Origin of the sequence: Actinomadura alba, assembly GCF_014323705.1 — a bacterium.
Lineage (GTDB): Bacteria > Actinomycetota > Actinomycetes > Streptosporangiales > Streptosporangiaceae > Actinomadura_C > Actinomadura_C alba.
The window spans coordinates 96,213-120,949 of sequence record NZ_JABVEC010000003.1 but is presented as its reverse complement, the minus strand read 5'-3'; the positions used below and the strand labels follow the sequence as shown (position 1 = coordinate 120,949).

Sequence of the window (24,737 nt, the reverse complement as noted above, 5' to 3'; positions counted from 1 at the left end):
GTGTTCCTGTACACCAGGTGGTGGCGCAATGGGGACCGGCCTGACGGAGCCGGTGACACTGGTCCGTGACCGCATGGCGAAATGGAGCCCTGCTAGGGCGCAAAGTGATGTGGTGCTCTCCGCGTCCGTGGATGATGTTCTTATGACACTGATGACCGCGGATGTTTCCCTGCCGGAGTTGGATGTGGTCATCCCGGTCGCACCGAAGGACGCGCAGGGCGTCCGGTTTTGCCTGGACTCAGTGCTGCGGCATTGCCGCAATCCCATCCGAGCGGTGCACATCGTGTCGCGATTCCCGGTGAGGGTGCCTGACGAACGGGTGCGGTGGCTGGATGAGTCGATGGTGGTGCCGGGCATCGGTGACATCGAGACCGCGCTGCGCACGGCCGGGTCGCCGCACTCCAACGCGTCGTGGTACTTCCAACAGCTGCTGAAGCTGCGTTGCTTCGACCTGCTTGGTGCCGACGCGCCGGATCATGTACTCGTCGTGGACGCCGACATCGCGTTCGTCGCCGATGTGTCCTTTGTGGAGCATGAGGGTGGTGTGTGGCTGCCCATGGGCTATCCGCTGCGCTGGACGATCGGCAGGCTGACCGCGGCCCCGCGACAGCACTCGGCGTTGAGTGCCGCCGCCCGGCTGGTGCCGGGCTGGCATCCGGTCGACCGTTTCAGCGGGATGCAGCACCATATGGTGTTCGACCGGAAGGTGCTGGCCGAGTTGATGCGCCGGGTGGAGGACGCGCACGGGATGCCGTTCTGGCGCGCGTTCCTGACCACCATCGAGTCCTCGAAGTGGACCGGTGCGTCGGAGTACGTGCTGTACCGGCACTTTGCTTGCTGGTTGTTTCCCGAGCGCGTCGCCATGCGGCACGTGTCGGCGGCAGAGGTCATCCAGGCCGCGGCTCCCGGCGGTTTCGCTCTGGCCGACGTGCTTGGCGCGCCGCGCACGGTCGACGTGCAGCTTGTGGGCTGCCACCGGTTTCTGGACTACGCCGACCGGATTGCCACGATGGACTACATCTCCGAGGATCTGCGCCGCGAACTGCGCCCGGGCATGCCGCTGAAGCTGTGCCTGGTGCAAGGTGAGCTGAGTATCGCGCATGCCCTCGACCCGCTGACGCTGCCGTGACCCGGGCGTTTTCGACCGGCTGGCGGGCCACCTCGACAGGCTCATCACCCTCGGATCGCATGTGACCCGAGATTGAGGTCATCGATCCTTCTGGCCATGGCTGTCCGATCTTGGCCAGCGGTTTCCGGCCACCTCGGAGCGCCGTTGCGCGTCCCCTTTCGTAGCCATTGACTAGAGGAGGCGTCATGTCCGTCGTCGGTCTGAAACCCGCCCGTACCTGGCGGGTCAGGATGTTCGCCGCCGGTTCCGCGCTCGCGCTGTTGGTCTTGTCTCTGCTCGTGGTGGCGGACCCTGGCCACGCCGCGGAGCCGCCCGGGTGGACGGTGGTCCACCGGACCCCCGTCACACCGCTGACCGATCTGGTGGACATCGTCGCGACCGGCCCCGGTGACGCCTGGGCGGTCGGCCAGGAATCCGCTCCGGAGGGTGGGGTGCGTACGCTCGTGCTCCATTGGACCGGCGGCAGCTGGGTACGCCACCCCTCGCCCCCCACGCTGACGCAGTTGCGGGCGGCCGCGGCGTCGTCGCCGAACAACCTGTGGGTGCTCGGCAACACCGACGAGGGCACGGTCCTCACCTTCCGCTGGGACGGCACGCGGTGGACCGACGGGGCCAAACTCCCCGGCGACGTGCACGCCACCGGCGTCGCCACCGCCGGACCGGGCTCGGCCCACGTGAGCGGATACCGCTACGACGACGCCGTGGAGGCCCATAGACCGGCTCTGCTGCGCTGGAACGGGGCCGGTTGGGTGGACGCCCCGCTTCCCGTGCTCGCGCCGGGCACTCTGGAAGGCGTCTCGGTGAGCGCCGATCCCGACGGGCCGATCGCCCGGCCGGGGTTCTGGGCGGTCGGCACCGAGCGAGTGCCCGGGGAACGAAGCCGCACGCTCGCACTCCGGTACGACGGGACCTCCTGGCACCGGGTGCCCACCCCCGAGGTGGCGGAGAAAGCCGACCAGTCGGCAGTGCTCATCGACGTCGCGCCATCCGGCACTGGAGAGGCGTGGGCCGTCGGCGTATTCCAGGCACCGGAGGCCAGCAATGGCATCCTGCTGCATTGGGACGGGGCCGAGTGGAGCCTCAAGCCGGCCAAGGAGTCAGTCACCGACTTCCGGGACGTAACACCCGACGGCTCCGGGGGCGCCTGGGCCATGAACGAGTCCGAGATCTGGCACTTCGCCAATGGGACGTGGACCCCGTCGCCGCTTCCCCTACCCGCGCTCCTGCACGGCATCGCGTGGATTCCCGGAACGCAGAGCACCTGGAGCGCTGGAAGCCACTCGAGCCGCTCCGGCGCCGAAGGTGTGATCATGCTGGCCGGCGACCTGCCACTGCGCCGCTGAGGCCCCGGATCCGGCGGAAGAGCGCGACCGCGACGGTCAGGCAGCTGAGCATGCTCGAATGACCGTCGCGGGAGCAGGGCATCGAGTCCGCACTTCCGCTAAACGGAAGCTTTCGCCGTGAGTTGCGCAGATCTCACGAGTCTGGGGGTGGGCCTGACGGCAGATGGCGCGGACGATCCCTCGTGGCGGGGCCGGAATCTGCAGCGCGACGCGGTTGCTGACGGCCTGTACGCACGGGATTGCGGCAATCCGGCTCACACGCCCCGATCTGCTCGGCCAACCAGCTTGCAGGGTCCACACTGTTACCCACGGCCATCGTGTTGTTCTCCTTCGTTGATCATCCATCTCGAAGGATCACGCGATGGCCGTCTCAGTTCACGACGCCACGCCTCTGATCAGCGGAAACTCGTACACCACCCCCGTGGACGCAACCCGGTTGCGCCAGGCTGAGGCGCTCGGCTTCAAGGTCACCATCGAACCAGTGGCCTGACCTCGACATCGGGCGACAGCTTGTCGGCCCCCAAGTTCAGGACCGGCGGCCTGATGTCGCGCGTGTGCCTGAGGTCGTTATTTTCCGTCAGGAATGGCCCTCGGGCGTGGCACTCGACGGAACGTAACACAGGGTAGTGGTTCTGTTACTCCTGTGATTGGCTGAGCGGCGTTGCAGGTGAATGGCGTGATCGGACGGGACGATCTGTGTTCCGTCCGGATCAGTGACAGTTCTGCTTCTTTTGCTGCGCCTGGGGCGTGTGGTTCTGTCGTGAGTGCGGAGAGTTCCGAGATGTTGCTTCACGTGACCAGATTGGAAGTTCTTCCGTCTCGGAATGGCCGAGGAGGAAGCCCGCAGCGCTGTTGTCGTTCTCTCCGCGCCGTTGGGGTGCGGAGTTCGGAGAGGAGGGTCTGTGATGGGCATTTGGAGAGGAGCCGGGCGAAGTGTGGGCGGCCGGTTGGGCGGACCGCGGGTGTGGGGGGCCGCACTGGCGGTGGGAGTGGCGGCGCCGGCCGTCGCGGTGGTGGTGGCCAGTGGTGCGGGAGGTGGGCCGGAGGCGTTGGCGGCAGGCAGTCAGATCGCGTGCACGGGCTTCGCGGGTTCCACCGAGTTCAGGCCCGGAATCAAGATCACCTCAGGGTCGACCGAGGCGACGAATTCGGCGTCACTGGCGTCGGTGCTGACCGGCTGTCTGTCTGGCGGCCAACCTACGATCACGCAGGGGACGGTGACATGGTCGAAGGTCCCGGGGACCACGAGCTGCGATCCGACCAAAGGGAGCGGCGGCTTCACCGCCGACAGCCGCCACCCGGTGACGATCACCTGGAAGAACGTCTCCGGCGGTACGGTCGGCACGAGCACGATTACCGGTACGGGCGGTTACACCATCACCGCGTCGGGCACCGTCACCGCCACCGCGTCGGGCACCGTCACCGCGGGACTGTTCAATGGCGGGACGGCCGTCCCGGTGTTCCTCTCGTTGATCGCCGACCTGGCCAATTGCGCGCTGCCGGGTGGGGCGACCACCGCCACCGCTACCGGGAGTTTCGCCATCACCTGATCATGGCCGTCCTGGTCCATGACGACCGGCTTTCCCCGCCAGGGGGACGGGCCTGCCTGAACCGTAAGGCTCGGGCAGGCCGGGCCGCCCGTCAAATGTGTCTTTCGGCGATCTTTCCGCTCGAGAAAGTACCTATGTACTGCGTGTGATCGGAGGTGGGGCGGGTGGGGCGGAGAACATTTCCGATTCACCGGCCGATTTCCGAGAGCCCCGGATTCTTCCACCGTTGTGGAGCCGCCGCAGCGCGCAAGCGGCGGGCTGTCCTTGTGTGGTGGCTGGCCGCCATGGCGCTGGCACTCGCGCTGACACCCTTGCTGTTCAGATCATTGGGAACACCTCCGGCCGCAGTGGACGGATCCCACTCGGCGCGCGCCGGCGACGCCCTCACCCGGGCGCTACCTCTGCTGGGTAGGGAGCAGATGATCCTGGTCTTCGCTGCCGCTCACCTGCCCGCAACCGACCCCCTCTACCTGCGCGCGGTCGACGGCGGCTACATGGCGCTGCGCCGCCAGCCCGGGATCACCTCGGTCCTGCCGCTGCCACTGTCAGGCGGCGGTGCGAAAGCGGTGTCGACCAGCCCGTACACCTTCCGTGCGCTGCCCTACCGGTCGGACAAGAACGTGTATGCGATCGTCGGGGCCTCAGGTTCTGACCGGGATCGGCTGCGCAGATTCCCCGCGCAGCGTGCGGCGATCGAAAAGACAACGCGGCGGCTCTCTCACGGACAGGTCTCTGCCCACCTCGTCGGCACGACGGCACTGAGTCACGACGTGCGGGAGATCGAGATCGCTGACGTTCGGAAGATCGAGGCCGTCGCGGTCCTGCTTGCCCTGCTTGTGCTGGTCCTCGGGCTGGGCACGGTCGGCGCCGCAGTCGTGCCGCTCGTCATGGCCGGGGCGGCGATCATCGTCACGCTCGGCATATTCGCGATCCTGGCCCAGGTGACCGCTTTCGACACGTTCCTGTTGACAGTCGTCGGCGTGGTGGGGCTCGGCGTCGGCATCGACTATTCGCTGCTGGTGGTCAGCCGCTATCGGGAGGAGTTGAGCCGTGGCCGTGGCTGTGAAGACGCTGCGGGGCTGGCGGTGGACGCCGCTGGCCGGACTGTGTGTTACTGCGCGGCGCTTGCGGCGGTGTCGGCTGTCAGCATGCTTGTGGTCCGGGTTGCGATCTTCCGCGAGTTCGCCGTCGGCGCGCTCGTGGTGATCGTCGTGGCGATGGGCGCGGCGATCACCTTGTTGCCCGCAGTGCTGGTGTCGTGGACACCGTGGCTGGACCGGGGGATGCTGCCGTGGCGAAGGCGGTCCTATGAGGCGGCCTTATCCGATGAGGGAATCTGGGCGCGCTGGGCGCGGCATCTGATGCGTCGCCCTTGGCCGTACCTGGTCGTCGTCGGGGTCCTGCTGATCATCTGCGCGGCGCCTACGGTGAGTTTGCGGCTCAACGCCGACATTCAGCGGGAGACCATCGCGCAGGCCACCAGTGGCCAGGGGCTCGCGGTGCTGGAGCGCGACTCCTTCGCCGGTGCCGCAGGAACGATCACCGTCCTGGTCATGCGGCCGGCCCGCACCCCGCTGCCAGATGTCACCGCCCTGGCCGGCGCCTTGTCTCGCGACCCTCAGGTGGCCGCCGTCGGTTCCGTCGCCGGCCGCGACGTCACTGTTGTGGCCGCGGTGCCGCGGGAGGCGCCCGACTCCCCGCGCACCGCTGACCTGGTCCGCCGGATCCGCGGCCACATTGTGCCCGATACTGCGCCCGTCGGTCACGAGGTGCTCGTCGGCGGCACGAGCGCGTTGCTGGTCGATGGTCACCACGAGTTCGTCACCAAGTTGTGGCTGATGATTGGCCTGATACTCGCGGCGTCCTTTGTCCTGCTGACCGTCATTTTGCGCAGCCTGCTGCTGCCGCTGAAGGCGATCGCGATGAACCTTCTTGCGATCGGCACCGGCTACGGACTACTCGTCGCTGTGCAGCATGGGCCGGGCGGCAAGGTCCTCGGGTCGCCCGGCGTGGTACAGGCCTACCTGCCGTTGCTGATGTTCGCTTTCCTGTTCGGGCTGTCGATGGACTACGAGATCTTCCTGGTCCGCCGCATCCAGGAGATCTATCGGGCCACCGGCGACAACACCCACTCGGTGGCGGCTGGGCTGCAGCGCACCGCCCGCCCGATCTTTCTGGCCGCCGCTGTCATGGTCGTCGTGTTCTCCGGCCTGCTCACCTCGAACGTCTTGGAGGTCAGGCAGTTTGGTTTCGGCCTCATGGTCGCGTTCGCGGTGGACGCCACCCTCGTCCGCCTCTTGCTCGTACCTGCGGCGATGCAGATCCTAGGCCGCTGGAACTGGTGGCTGCCCAATTTTGGGAGGAAGCATGACCACAGACCTCGGCCTGGCACTGCCGTTCGGTCAGGCGAGTCCGGAGGTCACGGAGTTTCGGAGCCGGGTACGGGCGCTGGTCGCCGACCGGGTGGTGCCGTTGGTGCCCGGGGCCGAGAGTGACCGAAAGTTTCCGGTTGAGGCGGTGGGCGCGCTCGGCCTCGCCGGCCTGTTCCGGGAGCGCTGGTCGCAAGGACAGCACGGTGATCTCGGGAGAAGCGTGGTGATCGCCGAGGAGTTCGGCCGGGCCGCTCTCGGCGGAGTCGGAGTCGGCGTCGGCCTGCACCTGGAAGCCGCGGTGCCGTTGTTGCGGGGCTTCGCGCGGACCGAGTATGCCAGGAAGGTTTTCGACCACGCGATGGACGGCCGGTACGTGTGCTGTGTGGCCACGTCCGAGCGGGAGGCCGGGTCCAATCTGGCGGAGATCGGCACCAAACTGAGCCGCGAGGGAGCCGCATGGCGGCTGCGCGGGACGAAGTGGTTCGTCTCCCCAGGCGGTGCTGCGGATGTCGTGATCGTGCTGTGCCGTACGACCGAGGGCCCCGCTCTGGTGCTGGTACCACGAGAAGGGGTACGGGTTGTCAAGCGGCTGGAGACGATGGGCATGCGGGGCTTGGAGACCTGCAGGCTCGCCTTCGACACGGAGATACCGGACGAGGCGATCCTGGTCCGCCCGGGAATGGCGTTGCACGCGATCGGATCCGCGCTGATCTACGAACGCCTTTCCACTGCGGCGTTGATGCTCGGAGCGCTCGACCTGGCCCTGCTGGTCACCGCGACCCACCTTCGGCGGAGAAAGCAATTCGGCGTTCCGTTGTATGAGCATCAGGCGCTCCGATTGCGGCTCGCGGATCTGATCGCCCGGACGGCTCTCGCCCGGCGGGGTGTGCATGCCACCGTGGCGGAGTTCAGCGCGGCCGGCGTGGTGAACATGTGCGAGGTCGCGGGCGTCAAGGTGACCGTGGCGCGGCTGGCGGAACACGTCGCGAGTGAATGCGCGCACCTGTTCGGTGGCCATGGCTATGTCGAGGACGAAACACGGTTCCCCCAGCTCCTCCGGGACATCCGGGTCGGCCGGGTGGGCGGCGGAACCGACGAGATGATGTGGGAACTCGCCGCCAAGGGAATGCGCACCGACGACGCGCTGTACGACCGGTGGGTTCGGTCGTGACCGGCTCGATGCTGGTCACCGGCGCCAGCGGGGTGATCGGGCGCGAGCTGGTCCAGCAGGCGACGGAGCAGGGTTGGGAGGTAGTGGGCTGCGCGAGCACTGCCGCCGATGGAACCGTCCCCTGGGTGATGGGAGTGCAGCCGGCCCCACAGGAGCTGCGACGCGGCTGGGACGTGATCGTGCACGTGGCCGCTCGGCCCCGGCTCGACATGGCCCTGGAACAGGCCGAAGCGGCGAACGTGGTCCCGGTCCTGGCTCTGACGGAGGTTTTCGCCCCGCAGACCCATCTGATCCATGTGTCCACCGCGTTCGCGACGGGGCGGTGCGGAACCGTGGATTCCAGTGATCCTCGTGACTACCGGAACAGCTATGAGTGGTCCAAGGCCTGGTCCGAACGGGTGGCCGTCGAGCGGTACGCGCCGCTGACCATTGTCCGGCCGTGTCTGGTCATCGGGCGTCGCAGAGATGGCGCCGTCGCCCGCTTCACCGGTCTCTACGAGTTCGTCTACGGCTTCGGCATGGGAATGGTCCCGGAGCTTGTCGGCTTTCCCTGGGCGCTGGTCGACCTCGTCTCGGTCTGCGACGTTGCCGACTGCATCTTGAGGTTGGCCGCCGGGGCGGCGCCGGGCAGTACTCGGGTGGAGTCCCTGGGCAGGGGAGCAGGGGCGATGACCGTCCAGGTAGTCGCGGAACGAGCAATCGGCGCCATCAACGGAGTCCGCGTCGGCAAGGGACTTCCGCCGATGGCGCTCCCGCCCATCGTCGCGCCCGGCGGTTGTGCACCGGCTTCGGCGCCGCCGACTCGCAAGCTGATGGACACCCTGATGGAGTACTTGTCGATCGTCGATCCTCTTCCGGTCACTTGGCTCGTCAAACCGATGGAGGACTGTCTCGATCAGGCGATGGGCTGGTGGGCGGTGCGCCGCCCCGAGCTGGCGTTGCAGGCTGTCGCTCCCTGGGAACGGCGATGAGTACTCCGGTCAGCCAGGCAGAGGCACCCGCGTTCGGCGAGCAGGAACTCCTCGCGCACATCCGGCAGATACGGCGACCTCTCCACGTGGTGACTCGGATCTCTGACGGGTCCATCGGAGTGGCCTGGACTTCCGAAAGCGCCGGCCACCGGTTGCTCGGCACGCTGCCACCGCTCTACCCAGAATGGCTGGGCGACCGCTCGTTCGGTACGGCGCACGAGGTGCGTTTCCCTTATGTGGCGGGGGAGATGGCCAACGGCATCGCCACCACCCGGTTGGTGATCGAGATGGCCCGGGCAGAGATGCTCGCCTTCTTCGGGGCGGGCGGGCTCGACCACCCGCGGGTGGAGCAGGCGGTCGAGGAGCTGTCCGTGGGACTGAGGGGGGCTCGCAACTGGGGGGTCAATCTGATCCATTCCCCGGCCGAACCTGAGCTGGAGGAACGGATCGCCGAGTTGCTCGTACGGCGCGAGGTGCCCCGGATCTCCGTTTCGGCGTACCTGGAGCTGACGCCTGCGGTCGTCCGCTGCTCCGCCACCGGCCTGAGCGTGGACCGGCAGGGCGGCATCATCCGGCGCGCCCGTCTGTTCGCCAAGGTCTCTCACCCTGACGTGGCCGCGAAGTTCATGTCGCCGGCCCCGGCCGAGCTGCTGAGAGTGCTGGTCGGCCGGGGACAACTCACCGAGGCCGAGGCCCGCCTGGCCGCCCGGGTACCGGTGGCCGAGGACATCACGGTCGAGGCCGACAGCGGTGGCCACACCGACAACCGGCCGCTGGTCGTCATCCTCCCGGCGATGCTCGCGTTGCGTGACGAGCTCCATCGCTGCTTCGGCTACACCACTCCCATCCGGGTCGGTGCGGCCGGTGGCCTCGGCACGCCCGGCGGGGTGGCCGCGGCGTTCGCGCTGGGCGCCGCCTACGTCATGACCGGCTCGGTGAACCAGATGTCGGTCGAGGCCGGGGTGTCCGACGAGGCCAAGGCGATGCTGGCCGAGGCTGGTCTGGCCGACGTCATGATGGCGCCCGCGGCGGACATGTTCGAACTCGGGGTCAGGCTGCAGGTGCTGCGCCGGGGGACGATGTTCGGTCCCCGCGCCGTCCGGCTGTACGAGACCTACCGGGAGTACGACTCGCTGGAGGCGGTCCCCGAGCCGTTGCGGATCAAGATCGAGCGGACGGTCCTGCGCGCCTCGTTCGACGAGGTCTGGGAGGAGACCCGCCGCTTCTGGGAGCAGCGAGATCCGGTCGAGCTCGAACGGGCCGAGCGGGATCCCAGGCACCGGATGGCCCTGACCTTCCGGTGGTATCTCGGTCGCTCAAGCCACTGGGCGATCGAGGGAGAGACCGGCCGTCGTACCGACTACCAGCTCTGGTGCGGTCCAGCGGTCGGTGCCTTCAACCAGTGGGTCACCGGAAGCTTCCTCGCCCAGCCGGCCGCCAGGTCCGTCATCCAGATCGCACGCAACCTGCTGGAGGGGGCGGCTGTGATCACCCGGGCCCACCAGCTACGCACCTTCGGCCTGCCTGTGCCGGCGGTCGGATTCTCATACGAGCCCCGCCGACTGGCCTGAACTCCAAGGGAGAAGCCCATGCCCGACTGTCAGATTCCGATCGCCATTGTGGGGGTGGGCGCGCTCATGCCCGGCTCGACCGACGTCGACGGGTTCTGGCATACCGTCGTTACGGGGCGTGACCAGATCACGGACATTCCGGCGACCCATTGGCTGGTGGAGGACTACTACGATCCGGATCCCGCCGCTGAGGACAAGACGTATTGCAAGCGCGGCGCATTCCTCCCACAGCTGGAGTTCGACCCCCTGGCCTTCGGGATTCCACCCAACAGCCTTGAAGCGACGGACACCGCTCAGTTGCTGGCCCTGGTCGTGGCCGAGCAGGTCCTGAACGACGCGGCCGAAGGCAGGCAGAACGCTCCACTCGACCGGGAAAGAGTCGGAGTCATTCTCGGCACCGGGCAGACCGAGCTGTTCGCGGAACTGGAGAGCCGGACCCGGCGCCCGCTCTGGGACAGGGCGCTGCGCGAGCACGGCATCGCCGAGCCTGAGGCGAAGGCGATCTCCGATCGCATCGCGGCCCATCACGTTCCGTGGCGAGAGGCCTCGTTCCCCGGGCTGCTGGGCAATGTCGTGGCCGGGCGGGTGGCCAACAAGTTCGATCTGCACGGTACCAACTGCACGATCGACGCGGCCTGCGCGGCCTCCCTCGCGGCCCTTTCGATGGCCGTGGACGAGCTGAGCCTTGGCCGCGCGGACATGGTCGTCACCGGCGGCGTGGACACGCTTAACGACGCCGGGACCTTCATGTCGTTCAGCAAATCCTTCGCGCTGTCCCGCACCGGGGACTGCCGTCCGTTCTCGGACGCGGCGGACGGGACCATCCTCGGCGAGGGCATCGTCATGTTCGCGCTCCGCCGGCTGGACGACGCAGAACGTGACGGCGACCGGATCTACGCCGTCATCCGTGGAATCGGCTCCTCGTCGGATGGCCGGGGCACGGCGATTTTCGCTCCCCTTCCGGCGGGCCAGGCCCGGGCACTGCGCCGTGCGTACGAGGCGGCGGGCTACGACCTCGGCACGGTGGGCCTGGTCGAGGCACACGGGACCGGGACGACCGTGGGCGACGCTGCGGAAGTGGCGGCGCTGCGCGATGTGGCGGCGGACTCGGGCCGGACGGACCGGCCGTGGTGCGCACTCGGCTCGGTCAAGTCACAGGTCGGCCACACCAAGTGGACGGCCGGGGCCGCTGGTCTCCTCAAAGCCGCGATGGCGCTGCGTCATCAGATCCTGCCGCCGACGATCAAAGTGGACCGTCCTGACCCAGGGCTCGGGCTTGAGGACAGCCCGTTCTACCTGAATATGAAAGCGCGGCCATGGGTGCACAGCGCGTCCCATCCACGCCGGGCTTCGGTGTCGAGTTTCGGATTCGGTGGCACCAACTTCCACGTCACACTTGAGGAATACGTGCCTCGGGGAGGCAGGGCGGCGTGGCGATCGCGTACGGCTCCCTCGGAGCTGGTGCTGCTTTCCGCGCCGACACCGGAACGCCTGGTGGAGTGGATCCAGGGATTCGGCGCCGGGCGGCCGCTGGCCGACCTCGCACAGCATTCCCAGCAGCGGTTCCGGGCGGACGACGAAGCACGGCTCGCGGTGGTCGCGGCCGATACCGTCGACCTGGCCGTCAAGCTCGAGGAGGCGGCAGAGGCGATCGAACGGCGGCCGCACGAGGCCTTCTCCACTCCGAAGGGAGTCCACTACGGGGTCGGGAGTGCCGGCACTGGCCGCATCGCGTACCTCTTTCCCGGTCAGGGCTCGCAGTACGTCGGCATGGGCGGTGACGTGACCATGCAGTTCGCCCGAGCGCAGGCCATCTGGGACCGGGTCGACCGGCTCTCGCCCGCTGATGACTTCCTTTCCCGGGTGGTCTTCCCGGTCTCCGCGTTCGACGATGACGGGCGTGCGGCCCAGCGGCTGCAGTTGACCGCCACGCATCGGGCTCAACCCGCGCTCGCGGCGCACAGCCTTGTACTGCTTGATCTGCTGCGCGCGTTGAATCTGCACCCCGATTGCGTGGCCGGCCACAGCCTCGGTGAACTCGTCGCGCTACAGCACGCCGGAGTCTTCGACGCCGATACGCTGATCGAGCTGGCGCGGCGTCGAGGTGAGCTGATGCGGGACGCGGCCGTGGTACCAGGGGCGATGCTGGCTGTCTCCATCGGGCGAGCGGAAGTCCAAGCCGTACTCGAGGCCTGTGACACCGAACAAGTGTGGATCGCCAACCACAATGCCCCCAACCAGCTCGTCCTGTCCGGTGCCGTGGACGCCCTGGCGACCGTACGGCAGAAGCTCGTCGCGGACGGGATCGCCAGCACCTATCTGGACACCGCCACCGCGTTCCACAGCCCGCTGGTCGCGTCCGCCGTCGAGCCGCTCCTGGCCGCGCTGGACGCGATCGAAATCCGGCCACCGCGGATCGAGGTGTACGGCAACGCCGACGCCGCGCCCTATCCGGCCGATCCGGCGGAGATCCGCCGGCGTGTCAGCGCCCAGGTCGTCACCCCGGTCAGGTTCGCCGACCAGATCGAGTCGATGTACGAGGCCGGTGTCAGGACGTTCATTGAGGTGGGCGCCGGTTCCGCGCTCACCGGGCTGGTCGGCGGGATCCTCGCGGACCGCCCGCACTGGGCGGTGGCCCTGGACCGGCGGGGCAGGCACGGGGTGACCGTCCTGCACGAGGCGCTCGCCGGACTCGCCGTCCGGGGTGTTCCCCTCGATTTCGCGGCACTTTGGGAGTCCTACCGCCCCGTACGGCAGACCACGGTCGTGAACTCTTCGAGGGCCACCGTCCAGATCAGTGGAGCCAACCAGCGAGCCGCAGTCCCGCTCGTACAGGAGCGGCCACCGCCGGCGTCGGCGCTGGAACCCCGGAGGTCCCACGCCGACCCAGGGTGGTTCGAGATCGTCCGGGAGTCCCAGCGGCAGACTGCCGACACATACGCCGGCTATCAGCGGGTGATGGCGGACTTCCAGCAGTCGATGGCCGACAGCCATTTGGCCTTCATGAAGACCGCCGAAGCCTCGTTCACGATGATGAGCACCTACTTGGGCGGTGGCGGCGAGCCGCCGGGGCTGCCTTCGCTCAGCATGCCGGTGCCAGAACAGAGCCCCCCCGAGATTCCTTTCGCCCCATCAGCGTCAGCCCCGTCTGCCCCGATGGCGCCGGCGATCCCGGTGATCGCCGAGGATCTGGACGTCGAGTCCCTTCTGCTGGGTGTGATCGCTGCGAAGACGGGTTACCCGGTGGACATGCTGGAGCCGGGCATGGACCTCGAGTCCGACCTGGGGATCGACTCGATCAAGAGGGTGGAGATCCTGTCGGCGATGCGGGCGGCCGCTCCTCACTTGGCCGCCGCAGACACCTCGGAGCAGGCCGGTTTCGGCAAGCTCCGGACCATTAGCGAGATCGTGGAGCGGCTTCAAGGCCTGCCGCCTGGCGAGAGCGTGCCGACCACGAGGCTGGTCGTGCGGGCAGTGGCCGAACCGGCGCCGGGAATTGCGATGCCCGGGCTCGGCCGCGCCCCACTGATGATCACAGAGGGCTCGAGCGGCGTCGCCCCGCTGGTCCTCGAACTGCTGGCCGGGCAGGGAATTGCCGCCGAAATCGTCTCAGTAGTGCCGGAAGACGCCCGTGCGGTCCTCTATCTCGGCGGTCTACGCGACGTCATCTCGGTCGAGGAGGCGATGAACATCCAGCGGGCGGCGTTCCAGGCCGCTCGGACGGTGGCGCCGGCGATGACGGCCACCGGCGGGATCTTCGTGACGGTCCAGCGCACCGGCGGTGACTTCGGCCTCACCAGCGTGGACTCGGCCGGTGCCTGGCTGGGCGGGCTGGCGGCCCTGGCCAGAACCGCCGCCAAGGAATGGCCCAAGGCCTCGGTCAAGGCCATCGACTGCGCCCACCAGGACCGGAACGCCATCGCCGCCGCGATCGTCCAGGAACTGACCACTGGCGGATCCACCCTGAACGTGGGGCTCGGTTCGACCCGGGTGACCCTGAGGGAGGACGAGACTCCGGCTCTCCCGGGGACCGGCCCGAGCCTGGGCGATCGGCCGGTCATCGTGGCGACCGGCGGCGCGCGGGGAGTGACGGCCGCAGCGCTGCTCGAACTCGCCGCGAAGTACCGGCCCCGGCTCGTCCTCATCGGCCGCACCGTCCTGGAGGACGAAGGGGAAGGGCTGTCCGATGCCCGTTCCGAGGAGGCCCTGGTCGCCGCCCTCGCCCAGCAGAGCCGCGGGAACGGGTCGGTGCCTGACCTTCTCGACCTGGCGACCAGAGCCCAGCGAGTGTTGGCGGTCCGTGAGGTCCGCGCGACCCTGGACACGCTGAGCCGGGCAGGCGCGACCGTACGGTATGTCCCGCTCGATGTACGGGACGGCACGGCGGTCGCCCGAGCCCTGGCCGAGGTCCGGAGTGCGTGGGGACCGATAACGGGGCTCGTGCACGGCGCAGGGGTTCTCGCCGACCGGAAGATCGCGGACAAGACCGATGAGCAGTTTGACCGTGTCTTCGGCACCAAGGTCGACGGGCTGCACCATCTACTCGCCGCCACGGCGAACGATCCGCTCCGCCTGTTGTGCGCCTTCTCCTCGGTGGCCGCGAGTCACGGCAACCCGGGCCAGTGCGACTACGCCATGGCGAACGAGGTCCTCACCCACGTGGTGGCCGTCGAGCGGGGGAAGCGCCCGGACTGCCTGGCGCGCGCCATCGCGTGGGGACCGTGGAACGGCGGCATGGTCACCCACGCTGTCGCCGCGCAGTTCGGGGCTCGTGACATGCCGCTGATCCCGCTGAAGGTGGGTGCGAAGGCCTTCGTACGAGAGCTCGAGGACGGCCCCGGCAGTACCTCGGTCATCATCGTCGCCGGTCGGGGACGGCCATGAGCTTTGAGCCGGTTGCCATCGTCGGCCGGGGCTGCGTCCTGCCCGGCGCACTCGACCCCGACTCGTTCGGGGAGAACGTCCTGGCCGGGCGGATGAACCTTGGACCTGTCCCCGACGGCCGGTGGGGAGTATCGCACCGGGCCGTCATAGGGGACTCCGCCGACCGGACCTGGACCGACGTGGGCGGCTACGTCCGCGACTTCGACGCTGCGTTCGACCCCAGCGGATTCGCCATCGATCCCGGCACGATCGGTGACCTGGACAGGGTGTTCCAGTGGACGCTGTACGGCGCGCGGGAGGCCCTCCGGGAATCCGGCCAGGAGGGATGCTCAGCACGTACCGGCCTGGTGCTCGGCAACCTGTCCTACCCATCGGCTGCGGCGGCGCGCTACGCCGAGGCCGTGTGGTGGGGAGAATCCCGCCGTCCTGACGCCCGTAACCGCTTCTGCTCGGGCCTGCCGGCCCATCTGGTCGCCCGCGCACTCGGTCTCGGCGCCGGTGCTTTCGCGCTCGATGCGGCGTGTGCCTCGGCGCTGTACGCCATCAAGATCGCTTGTGACCGGCTGCACGACCGTCGCGCTGAGCTCATGATCGCCGGAGGAGTGAATGCCTCCGACAACCTCAACATCCATATGGGTTTCTCCGCGTTGGGAGCACTGAGCCGCACCGGAAGCAGCCGGCCCTTCCACCGTGACGCCGATGGCCTGGTGCCCGCAGAAGGTGCGGCGTTCGTCGCGTTGATGCGGCTGAGCGATGCGATCACGGCGGGAGCTCCGATCCACGGAGTGATCCGAGGAATCGGCCTGGCGAACGACGGCAGGGCCGCCAGCCTGCTCTCGCCGGCGCAGCAGGGACAGACCCTGGCGATGCGGCTCGCCTACGAGACCGCCGGCCTCTCTCCGCAGAGCGTTTCGCTGGCCGAATGCCACGCGACGGGCACTGTGGTCGGCGACGCCATGGAGCTCCGGAGCATGTTGGAGGTGTTCGGCGGTTGCGCGGACCTGCCCATCGGCTCGGTCAAGTCAAACGTCGGCCATCTCATCACCGCAGCCGGTGGCGCTTCGCTGCTCAAAGTACTGGGTGCGATGAAGGCCGGTCTGCGCCCGCCGACGCTGAACGCACAGGAGCCGCTTGAGGGTCTTGCCGGGACCCCGTTCCGACTGCTCCACCAGGCCGAGGAGTGGCAGGGCCCCCAACGGGCCGCGGTCAGCGCTTTCGGCTTCGGTGGCAACAACGCCCACCTCATCGTGGACTCCTGGGATCCGGACGCCACCCGGACCGTGATCCCGATCCGGCGTACGCCGCAGGAGATCGCGATCGTCGCCGTGGGCGTACGGACCGGGGACGCCGATTTCCGGTCGGCGCTCTTTCAAGGTGGATCGCCATGTGAGCCGATGAGAGAGGTTGAGGTGGCTCTGGACGGCCTGAGGGTTCCACCGAGCGATCTCGAAGATGCTCTGGCCCAGCAGGTGTTGATGCTCGAAACGGTCCGCGACGCCCTACCGGGCCTCAGCCTGCCGGCTCAACGGACGATGGTCCTGGTCGGGGCGGGCTGCGACCCAGAACAGGCGCGGTACCTGGCCCGGTGGCGGTTACCCGACCGGGTCGAGCACATGGATCCAGCCCAGGTACCGGCGCTTCAGTCGGCTTTCGCCCCCGCGCTGAACGCGTCGGCGGTCGTGGGATCGATGCTGAACATCGTCGCGAACCGGATCAACGCCCAGTTCGACCTCGGCGGACCCAGCTACACGGTCTCCGCTGAGGAGGCGTCCGGGCTGGTCGCCATCGGGCTTGCGGCTCGGGCCCTCAAGGCCGGCGAGGCGGACGCGGCGGTGGTGGGCGCTGTCGACCTCTCCGCCGAACCTGTTCACCGGGCGGCGCTGCGCGAGCTCGGCCTCGACCGGGTCGCGTCGGACGCGGCGGTGGTCCTCGTACTCAAACGGCGCGCTGACGCCCGCCGTGACGGTGACCGGGTGATCGCCCTCCTCGGTGAGGACTCGATGACCGTGCCCGATCTGGTCGTCGGTGATCGCCATCTTGGCGCCCACTACGACCCCGCAGATCAGTTCGGCAGCGCACATGCCGTACAAGGGCTGCTGTCCCTCGCCGTCGCGGCGCTCGCGCTGCACCACCGGGCCTTACCGGGTCAAGGCACGCAGGACCTGCGGGCCGCCGAAGCGGTTGTTGCCCCGCTTGAAGCGGCGCCCATAAGGGTGCGCCTGCGGGCAGCCGACGCGGCAACTCCCACGGTGCATGCGTACTCGGGTGGAAACCAAGACGAGGTCCTGGGAGCGCTTGACACGGGACATGAATCCGCTGAGGGACCGGCGCGCCTGGTCGTGCTCTCTTCTGAAACGGAACCAGTGACCACCCGCCTGGCGGCGGCCCGGCAGTGGCTGGCCGGCGGCGGTGTACGGCCTGAAGGCGTCGCCTTCCGGGCGGAGCCGGTCACCGGCGAGCTCGGATTCGTCTACACCAACGGATCTGCGGCGTACCCGGACATGGGTCGTGAACTGGTCCGGGATTTCCCGGCCGTGGCCGAAGCCGTGGAGGAGTGCTTCGGCCCGCTGCTCGTACCACGAAGCGATGTGCTCGACCAGATCAGGGGAGCCGGGGCGCTCGCCGCGCTGCACACAGAGCTGACCCGTGGGCTGTTCGGCCTCAATCCGACTGCCGCCATCGGCTACTCGTCCGGGGAATCGGCATCCCTGTTGGCCTTGGGGGCCTGGCGGGATCCGGTGCAGTTTGGTGCGGACGCACGAAACTGCGGGTTGTTCACCCAAGAGCTCGGCGGTGAGCTGAGGGCGATCCGCCGGATCTGGAAGAGCCTTGGCATCAAGGGCGAGCGCTGGGCCAGTTACCTGGTGGGCGTCCCGGCGGAGCAACTTCGGTTGGTACCGGCCGTGCACCTGCTGGCGATCAACGCTCCGGACGCGTGCGTCATCGGCGGCGAGGAGACGGCATGCGCCTCGGTGGTCGCCGGCCTTCCATCCGTGCGCATCGACTACGAGCTCGTCGCCCACCTCCGCGAGCTGGCCGACGTCAGGGACCGGCACTGGAAGCTCCACCATCGGGTCACCCACCCGGTGCCCGGCGTGCGGTTCTACACCGGCGCGACTTCGGCGTCGTACTCGCCTACCGCAGAGCTGGCCGCCGACGCCCTCACCGGGCAGGCCCTCCGCACGATCGACTTCGTGAAGATGATCGAACAGGCCTGGGCCGACGGGGTCCGGGTGTTCGTCGAACACGGCCCAAGGGGGTTGTGCACGGGCTGGATCCAGCGCATCCTCGCTGGCCGCGACCACATTGCCGTTGCCCTCGATGCGCCGGGCAGGGGGACCCGGCAGCTGTTCCGCGCCATTGCCGAGCTGATGGCGGCAGGGATACCGGTCGACACCGATGCGCTCTTCAGCGAGAAGCCGCTCTCCCATGGAGCCGTGGTGAGGTTGGCGGCGCACCGCCCGCCGGTCATCCTCCCCAAGCCGGTACGCCGTGACCCCGTCCTGCCGGCAGCAGTACAACACCAAGGTCGCATTCATGAGCTCCACCGAACATTCCTCGCGAAGCAAGCGGAATTCCAGGCACTCCAAGCCCAAGTGCACACCCGGTTCCGTGAATCACGACTCAGAGCCGAGACGGCCCTTCCGGCGGTTCCCGCACGGCCTGAAACGGTCTTCGACCGGGGGCAACTGGAGAGGCTCGCCAGCGGCAGGATCTCCGAGGTGTTCGGACCGGAGTTCGTGGCGCAGGACGGCTATCTCCAGCAGACCCGGCTGCCGACGCCTCCGCTGCTCCTGGTGGACCGGGTGACGGACATCGACGCGGTTCCGGCCTCGATGGGCACCGGAACGATTTGGACGGAGACCGACGTACGGCTCGACAGCTGGTACCTCGACGGTACCGGGCTGATGCCGCCTGGGCTTCTGGTGGAGAGCGGGCAGGCGGACATGCTGCTCATCAGCTGGCTCGGCGTCGACCTGCTGAATCAAGGCGAACGCCGCTACCGGCTCCTCGGCTGTGACCTGCGATTCCACGGAAGTCCGCCGGGGCCGGGCGACACTGTCCGCCATCAGATCAGCGTGGACCGGCATGCCGAGCACGATGGCGTCCGGCTCTTCTTCTTCCACAGCGAATGTCGGATCGATGGCTCGCTGCGCCTGACGGTCAGCAATGGGCAGGCGGGTTTCTTCACCGATCAGGAACTGGCGGAGTCGACAGGGGTCCTGTGGGATCCCGCCGCGGCCCCGCTTCCCAGCGGCCTCCGGCTCGATTCACCGCTGATCTCCGGCGTGGGCCGGAGCTTCGACCATGAGGCAGTACGGGCGTTCGCGACAGGCCGACCGGCCGATTGCTACGGACCGGCATGGACGGCCACCAGGGCTCACGTGCGCAGCCCGCGGATCGACGACGGGCGCATGCTGCTTCTCGGTGAGGTGACCGAGCTCGATCCGGAGGGCGGACCCTGGGGGCGAGGGTACTTGCGCGCCGAGCTGCCGATCACCCCGGACGACTGGTTCTTCGACGGGCATTTCCTGAACGACCCGTGCATGCCGGGGACCCTGATGGCGCAAGGAAGCTTGCAGGCCATGGCGTTCTATCTGGCTGCGCTGGGATTCACCATCGAACGGGACGGATGGCGGTTCGAGCCCGTTCCGGATGAGATGTTCCGGATGCGATGTCGCAGCCAGGTCACTCCGGCGAGCCGACGGCTCATCTACGAGGTGTTCATCTCCGAACTGCACGCTGGACCATGTCCGACGCTCTTCGCTGATGTGCTTTGCAGCGCGGACGGAATCGCGGCCCTGCACAGCGCGAGGCTAGGACTGCGGCTGGTGCCGGACTGGCCGTTGAACCACTGGCGCGCACTGTCGGCACCCGCCGTGCAGAAGACCGGCGATCTGGTCCCGCCGGCCCGGCTGGGCGGTCTGCTGGCTCACCGCGAGACGGCGCCGGTGGCGGAGTTCGGGGGAGTGCGGTACGACTACGCGGCGCTCCTCGCCTCCGCCTGGGGACGGCCGAGCGAGGCCTACGGATCCCGTTTCGCCGCCTTCGACGGTTCTCGGCGGACCGCGCGGCTGCCCGGCCCGCCTTACCAGTTCACGACGCGGGTGACGAGCCTGGAGGCACCGCCGTCCGGTGACCCGGCCGGGAGCCGTATCGAGATCGAGTACGACGTACCCGACGAGGTCTGGTACTTCGAGCAGAACGGGCAGCAGGTCATGCCGTTCTGCGTGCTCAACGAGGTGGTACTGCAGCCATGCGGAGCCCTCGCGGTGGCCGTCGGCAGCACGCTCGATTCCGCGGCCGATGTGTTCTTCCGGAACCTCGGCGGAGATATCACCGTCGTCGCCGAGGTGGGGCCGGGGACGCGCACAATTCGTACCAGAGTGGAGCTGCGCAGCCATACGGCATATGACGGAATGATCATCCAGGTATTCGGCATCGAGTGCTTCGCGGACGGCCAACCTGTGCTGAGCGGCTCGGCCACATTCGGTTTCTTCCCCTCAGCTGCATTCCTGCACCAGGGCGGTCTACCAGCGACTCCCGCCGAGCAATCCATGTTCGCCGAGCCCTGCGACTATCTGGTCGAGCTGAGCGAACGGCCCGCCAAGTACTGCGGAGGACAGTTGCGGCTGGCCGGTCCGATGCTGCTCATGCTCGACCGGGTCACCGGTTACTGGCCGGAGGGCGGTGCGGCGGGACTGGGCCGGTTGCGAGCGGAGAAGGACGTCGACGCCGATGAATGGTTCTTCAAGGCGCACTTCTTCCAGGATCCCGTTCAACCTGGATCCTTGGGCCTCGAGTCGATGTGCCAGCTCCTGCAGTTCTACATGATCGACCGGAATCTGGGGCGGGGCATCCGCCATCCCCGGTTCGAGCCGATCATGACGGGGGCTCCACTGTCGTGGAAGTACCGAGGGCAGGTCGTGCCTGGTGACGGCAGGGTGACCGTCGAGGTGGAGATCACCGAGATCGGTGAGGACGGTCACGGCCCCTACGTGACCGCCGAGGCGTGGCTGTGGGTGGATGGCCGCCGCATCTATCAGGCCCGGCGGATCGGTATGCGCATCATTTCCGGATCCGAGGGCGACGTGTCTCCGGCCCTGGCCGGGCAAGTTCTTGTGACCGGGCGAGGGATCTCGACGGACGAAGGCGACGAGACGGTGCTGTCGGTCGCCGAACTGGAGGTGAGCTCGCAGGACGGCACGGTTCGTGTGCGCGGCACTTCCCCTGAAAGAGGACAGCCAAGTGGCACCTGATCACCCGATGCGGGCATTCGACCGTGGCTTTTTCGCTTATGAGGCACGCAACCCCCATTTCTCACCCGGCACCGGGGCGGTGTTGCTGTTCCCCGGACGGCCACCCTCGCTCCAGGAAATACGAGAACAACTCTGGGGTAGGCTCGCTGAGCTGCCCCCGATGAATTGCCGGGTCGACGGCCGCTCCTGGCGGCGGGCCCGCTGGAGGCGAGCTGACTCCGTCGACCCGGCGCAGCTCATCAGAGAACACGTCACCAGTGAGCTCGGTGACGCGATCAACGAGCTGCTGGCGGAACGCTTCGAGGGCCCTTTGCCTCTATGGCGCTGCTGGCTCGTCCACGGCTATTGCAATGACGAATTTGCACTGCTCTATCTCGGGCACCATGCGTTGCATGACGCGCTGGCAATGCGGCGGATGGCAGGGATGGCACTGGGCCCGGCTCCCAGCCCGAACCGCCTCGTCCCCCCAGCGCCGGAGAGGTCAGGCGTGTGGGCCAGTGCGCGAGGCCTGACGAACAACATGCGGTCCCTGGTGCCGTTGGCGACGCCCACCGCCCGCGATGATTTCACCAACAGACGGCAGTTGTCCTGGGGATTCATCCCGGGCATGGAGCTCAACACCCTTGCCCGTGAACATGACGTGACCATCAACGACGTCTTCCTCGCGGCGCTCACGGGGGTCCTGCGTAACTGGCCGGAATCACCCTGGCAGATCGGGCGGACCGTGTGGGCGCTCGTGCCCGTCAACACGAGGAACGCAGCCGAGGTCGACCAGGGTGGTAACCGCCTGAGCGCCTTCCGGTTGCCGCTTCCATGTGATCAAGCGAGCCCGCTCAGGAGGTTGGAGGTCATCTCTGACCGGACGGTGCGAGGTCTTCGGAGGGGACATCAGCACGCTGAACGTGGACTGTCCGCGGCGTTTCCAAAATGGTTCGGTCAGTTCGCGGTCGGCCGTGCCATGAGCACCAGGTACGCGCAGGTGCTCACCAGTTGCTTCCCGGTCGCCGGCGGGTTGCTCACTCTAGTGGGCAGACCCGCGATGAAGATCATCCCGGCGCTCATTCTGCCTCACGGGCACCACTTCTCGGTGGCGATGTCCGTCTCCCGGGACCACAGTTGTGTGGCCTTCACGGCTGATTCGAGTCTTGGCACGGCCGATGAGCTGCCGACCAGGTGGCTCCAGTCCATAGAGGAGCTGAAGAATGAATAACCTCCCCACCGACCGGGCTGTTCTGCTCAAGGAGATTCAGGAACTGTTCGGTGCGACGCTCGGATATCCCGCGGAGAGCATTAGCGAGGATCAGGACCTTGCCGTCGACCTCGGAATGGATTCGCTCCGGAAAGCGGAACTGGTGACCCTGCTGGCCCGGCGGTACGGATTCCCCGAACCGCAGGAGATGCTCGACCTCAGCCGATTCACCACGGTGAGTTCCGTCCTCGACGCGATCCTGGAATTCAAGGATTCCTGATGCCGATCACTTTCGGCATAGCGGGCATGGGGTGCCGGATCGGCCCGTACGAGGATGTGGCGAAGTTCGAGCGGGCCATTTACGCCCGGACTGTTCACCTCGACAGCCCGCCTGGTTCGTCCTTGTTCGAAGCGGTCGAGGAGGCAATACGCGACGCGGGATATGAAGCCGGGCAGCGCATCGCCGTCATCGTGACCTCTGGCCGTCAGCGCGATGCCGAGGGGATCTCAAAGCGATGGCGGTTCACCGGTCCCTGCGTGGTGGCCACCTACGAGAGCGTGATCGACACCGCGCGACGGCTGATGCTCCTACCCCAGATCGAGGCGGTACTGATAGCTGCGCCCTCCGCCGAAGGGACCGCTGCTCTGCTGCTCAGCCGGTCTCCCGTCTACGCCACCTTCTCAGAAGAAGCAACGCCTGCGGAGTACCTCGAACCGTTCACCGACAGTCCGATCATCGGTGTCATCAAGGCCGCTCTCTGCCTCCACCACGCCTATCTACCCGACGGGAGCGGCCCCTGGCCTCGGCCGTCACGCGATAGTCCACGCCGTGCCGCCGTACGCCTCGGGCCCGCAACCCTCCTCGTGCTGGCGAGCGTCAAGTCCCGAGGCGACTTCCAGATCGTTGACTGGGCGCGTGCGGAGGGGCGTCTCCTGCTGCCCGTCACTGGGACCGACCTGCGAGATCTGCTCCATGAGGTCGCCAGCACAAGTGAAGCCCTCAAGTCCGGCGCGAGCGTCGGGTGCCTTGCGCACGCGAACCTGGTCCGGTCGTCCACTTCTGCTCTCCGAGCCGTGTTCTGCGCTCCAGACATCACGATGCTGGAGCGAGAGCTGACGTTCGGAAACAAGACCATTGGTGCTGCCACGGGTGATTGGATGACCCCGGCGGGCAGCTTTTTCACTCCCACGCCGATGGGTCCGACCGCCAAGGTCGCCTTGGTCTACCCGGGGGCGTTCAACGCCTATCCCGGGCTCGGTATTGACATCTTCCGCTACTTTCCAGGCCTGCTGTCCCGATTCGAAGAACAAGTAGATCGCTTGGCCGACCTCATGCGGCACCGCCTGATCTACCCCCGGTCCGGCACGGACACCGAGTCGGTGTCGCTGAGCGACCCGGCTGAGGCCTTCGCTGCCGTGTCCTACTTCGGGTACGCGCAGAGTCAGATCGTCCGCCTGCTCGGCGTTCCAGTGGCCGGCGCCTTCGGATACAGCCTGGGTGAGGTCAGCATGATGTACGGGTCGGGTTGCTGGGCCCTGGCCGACGCCCATCTCCAGGACCAAGTCGTCCGCGCCGAGTCACTCTTCGAAGATCAGCTCTCCGGAGAGAAGCGCACGGTCCGCGCCGCCTGGCGCATTCCGCCCGACGTTCCGTCCACCGAGATCTGGGCCACTCACCTGATCTTGGCCGACGCTGCGGACCTGCCGCTGGAACGGTTCGACCGCGTCTACCTCACCCAACTCAACGCCCCAGGCGAGCTCGTCATCGCAGGCGACCCGAAGCAGTGCCACACGCTGATCGAGATGCTCGGTTGCGACAGCCTCCGGTTGCCCACGGATCTGGTCATGCACTGCCCCCTGGTGGACGAGGCAAGGATGGCCACCACCCTGAAGAGGGCCACCTCGGCACCGCCCTTCAGCGTGGAACTCTTCAGCTCATCGTCTTACCAACGAATCGACGACTTCACCGACGTCTCGATCGCTGACGCCCTCGGCCGAAGCGCGGCGCGGGCTTTGGACTTCCCGCGGCTGGTACGCACGGTCTACGACCACGGTTATCGCTACTTCGTCGAAGTGGGCCCTGGCTCAAGCTGTACCCGCTGGATCAACGAGAGCCTGCGCGACGCCCCCCACGTCGCCGTATCAATGGACCGCCGAGGTGCCAGCACGGACACCGACGTCGCTCGCGTCGTAGCCCGCCTCTTCTCCCACGGCCTACCGGTCGACATAGCCGCCCTCAGCTTGCCTCGCGTCTGACGGTTTTCCGGCCCTGTGAGTGCCCGTAACTCGGCCACCCT

At 67.7% G+C, this 24,737-nt stretch carries 12 protein-coding genes and 1 pseudogene; all 13 read left to right on the top strand.

Going from position 1 to position 24,737, the window contains the following annotated elements:
- Window positions 1–142 precede the first annotated feature (142 nt).
- The 13 genes and pseudogenes from HKK74_RS06115 to HKK74_RS06060 all read left to right on the top strand — a co-directional run bounded on the left by HKK74_RS06115 (window position 143) and on the right by HKK74_RS06060 (window position 24,696).
- Complete coding sequence (locus HKK74_RS06115; RefSeq protein ID WP_187242089.1) at window positions 143–1,129, top strand: DUF6492 family protein; 987 nt, start codon at window positions 143–145, stop codon at window positions 1,127–1,129.
- 185 nt (window positions 1,130–1,314) lie between these two features.
- On the top strand, window positions 1,315–2,472 hold the full coding sequence (locus HKK74_RS06110) for a hypothetical protein (RefSeq protein WP_187242088.1): 1,158 nt from the start codon (window positions 1,315–1,317) through the stop codon (window positions 2,470–2,472).
- A gap of 361 nt (window positions 2,473–2,833) precedes the next feature.
- The gene (locus tag HKK74_RS40720) at window positions 2,834–2,962 is read left to right on the top strand and encodes a hypothetical protein (protein WP_281397689.1); all 129 of its coding nucleotides are present in this window, start codon (window positions 2,834–2,836) and stop codon (window positions 2,960–2,962) included.
- Between the two features lie 415 nt (window positions 2,963–3,377).
- Complete coding sequence (locus HKK74_RS06105) at window positions 3,378–4,022, top strand: hypothetical protein (RefSeq protein WP_187242087.1); 645 nt, start codon at window positions 3,378–3,380, stop codon at window positions 4,020–4,022.
- Window positions 4,023–4,306: 284 nt separating this feature from the next.
- Window positions 4,307–6,349 (top strand): annotated as a pseudogene (locus HKK74_RS06100) (MMPL family transporter); the annotation flags it as partial.
- A 40-nt stretch (window positions 6,350–6,389) separates the two neighbouring features.
- On the top strand, window positions 6,390–7,565 hold the full coding sequence (locus HKK74_RS39640) for an acyl-CoA dehydrogenase family protein (RefSeq protein ID WP_281397688.1): 1,176 nt from the start codon (window positions 6,390–6,392) through the stop codon (window positions 7,563–7,565).
- On the top strand, window positions 7,562–8,536 hold the full coding sequence (locus tag HKK74_RS06090; RefSeq protein WP_187242085.1) for an SDR family oxidoreductase: 975 nt from the start codon (window positions 7,562–7,564) through the stop codon (window positions 8,534–8,536). Before HKK74_RS39640 ends, HKK74_RS06090 begins: the two co-directional genes overlap by 4 nt.
- A complete protein-coding gene (locus HKK74_RS06085; protein WP_187242084.1) occupies window positions 8,533–10,107 on the top strand; it encodes a PfaD family polyunsaturated fatty acid/polyketide biosynthesis protein in 1,575 nt (524 codons plus the stop codon). Before HKK74_RS06090 ends, HKK74_RS06085 begins: the two co-directional genes overlap by 4 nt.
- A gap of 18 nt (window positions 10,108–10,125) precedes the next feature.
- Window positions 10,126–14,991 carry a type I polyketide synthase gene (locus HKK74_RS06080; protein ID WP_187242083.1) on the top strand — a complete coding sequence of 1,622 codons (4,866 nt, stop codon included), beginning with the start codon at window positions 10,126–10,128 and terminating at the stop codon, window positions 14,989–14,991.
- Window positions 14,988–21,251 carry a beta-ketoacyl synthase N-terminal-like domain-containing protein gene (locus HKK74_RS06075; protein ID WP_187242082.1) on the top strand — a complete coding sequence of 2,088 codons (6,264 nt, stop codon included), beginning with the start codon at window positions 14,988–14,990 and terminating at the stop codon, window positions 21,249–21,251. The genes HKK74_RS06080 and HKK74_RS06075 overlap by 4 nt, the downstream gene beginning before the upstream one ends.
- Entirely contained in the window at window positions 21,205–22,461 is a 1,257-nt protein-coding gene (locus HKK74_RS06070) for a wax ester/triacylglycerol synthase domain-containing protein (RefSeq protein ID WP_187242081.1), read from the top strand. Before HKK74_RS06075 ends, HKK74_RS06070 begins: the two co-directional genes overlap by 47 nt.
- Window positions 22,454–22,720: an acyl carrier protein gene (locus HKK74_RS06065; RefSeq protein ID WP_187242080.1), complete on the top strand. Its 267-nt coding sequence runs from the start codon at window positions 22,454–22,456 to the stop codon at window positions 22,718–22,720. The genes HKK74_RS06070 and HKK74_RS06065 overlap by 8 nt, the downstream gene beginning before the upstream one ends.
- A complete protein-coding gene (locus tag HKK74_RS06060) occupies window positions 22,720–24,696 on the top strand; it encodes a hypothetical protein (RefSeq protein WP_187242079.1) in 1,977 nt (658 codons plus the stop codon). The genes HKK74_RS06065 and HKK74_RS06060 overlap by 1 nt, the downstream gene beginning before the upstream one ends.
- The last annotated feature ends 41 nt before the right edge of the window (window positions 24,697–24,737 follow it).

Bases quoted from the DNA above. Each gene is read 5' to 3' on its own strand.
- HKK74_RS06115 (WP_187242089.1), top strand. From the start codon at position 143: ATGACACTGATGACCGCGGATGTTTCCCTGCCGGAGTTGGATGTGGTC.
- HKK74_RS06110 (WP_187242088.1), top strand. From the start codon at position 1,315: ATGTCCGTCGTCGGTCTGAAACCCGCCCGTACCTGGCGGGTCAGGATG.
- HKK74_RS40720 (WP_281397689.1), top strand. From the start codon at position 2,834: ATGGCCGTCTCAGTTCACGACGCCACGCCTCTGATCAGCGGAAACTCG.
- HKK74_RS06105 (WP_187242087.1), top strand. From the start codon at position 3,378: ATGGGCATTTGGAGAGGAGCCGGGCGAAGTGTGGGCGGCCGGTTGGGC.
- HKK74_RS39640 (WP_281397688.1), top strand. From the start codon at position 6,390: ATGACCACAGACCTCGGCCTGGCACTGCCGTTCGGTCAGGCGAGTCCG.
- HKK74_RS06085 (WP_187242084.1), top strand. From the start codon at position 8,533: ATGAGTACTCCGGTCAGCCAGGCAGAGGCACCCGCGTTCGGCGAGCAG.
- HKK74_RS06080 (WP_187242083.1), top strand. From the start codon at position 10,126: ATGCCCGACTGTCAGATTCCGATCGCCATTGTGGGGGTGGGCGCGCTC.
- HKK74_RS06075 (WP_187242082.1), top strand. From the start codon at position 14,988: ATGAGCTTTGAGCCGGTTGCCATCGTCGGCCGGGGCTGCGTCCTGCCC.
- HKK74_RS06065 (WP_187242080.1), top strand. From the start codon at position 22,454: ATGAATAACCTCCCCACCGACCGGGCTGTTCTGCTCAAGGAGATTCAG.
- HKK74_RS06060 (WP_187242079.1), top strand. From the start codon at position 22,720: ATGCCGATCACTTTCGGCATAGCGGGCATGGGGTGCCGGATCGGCCCG.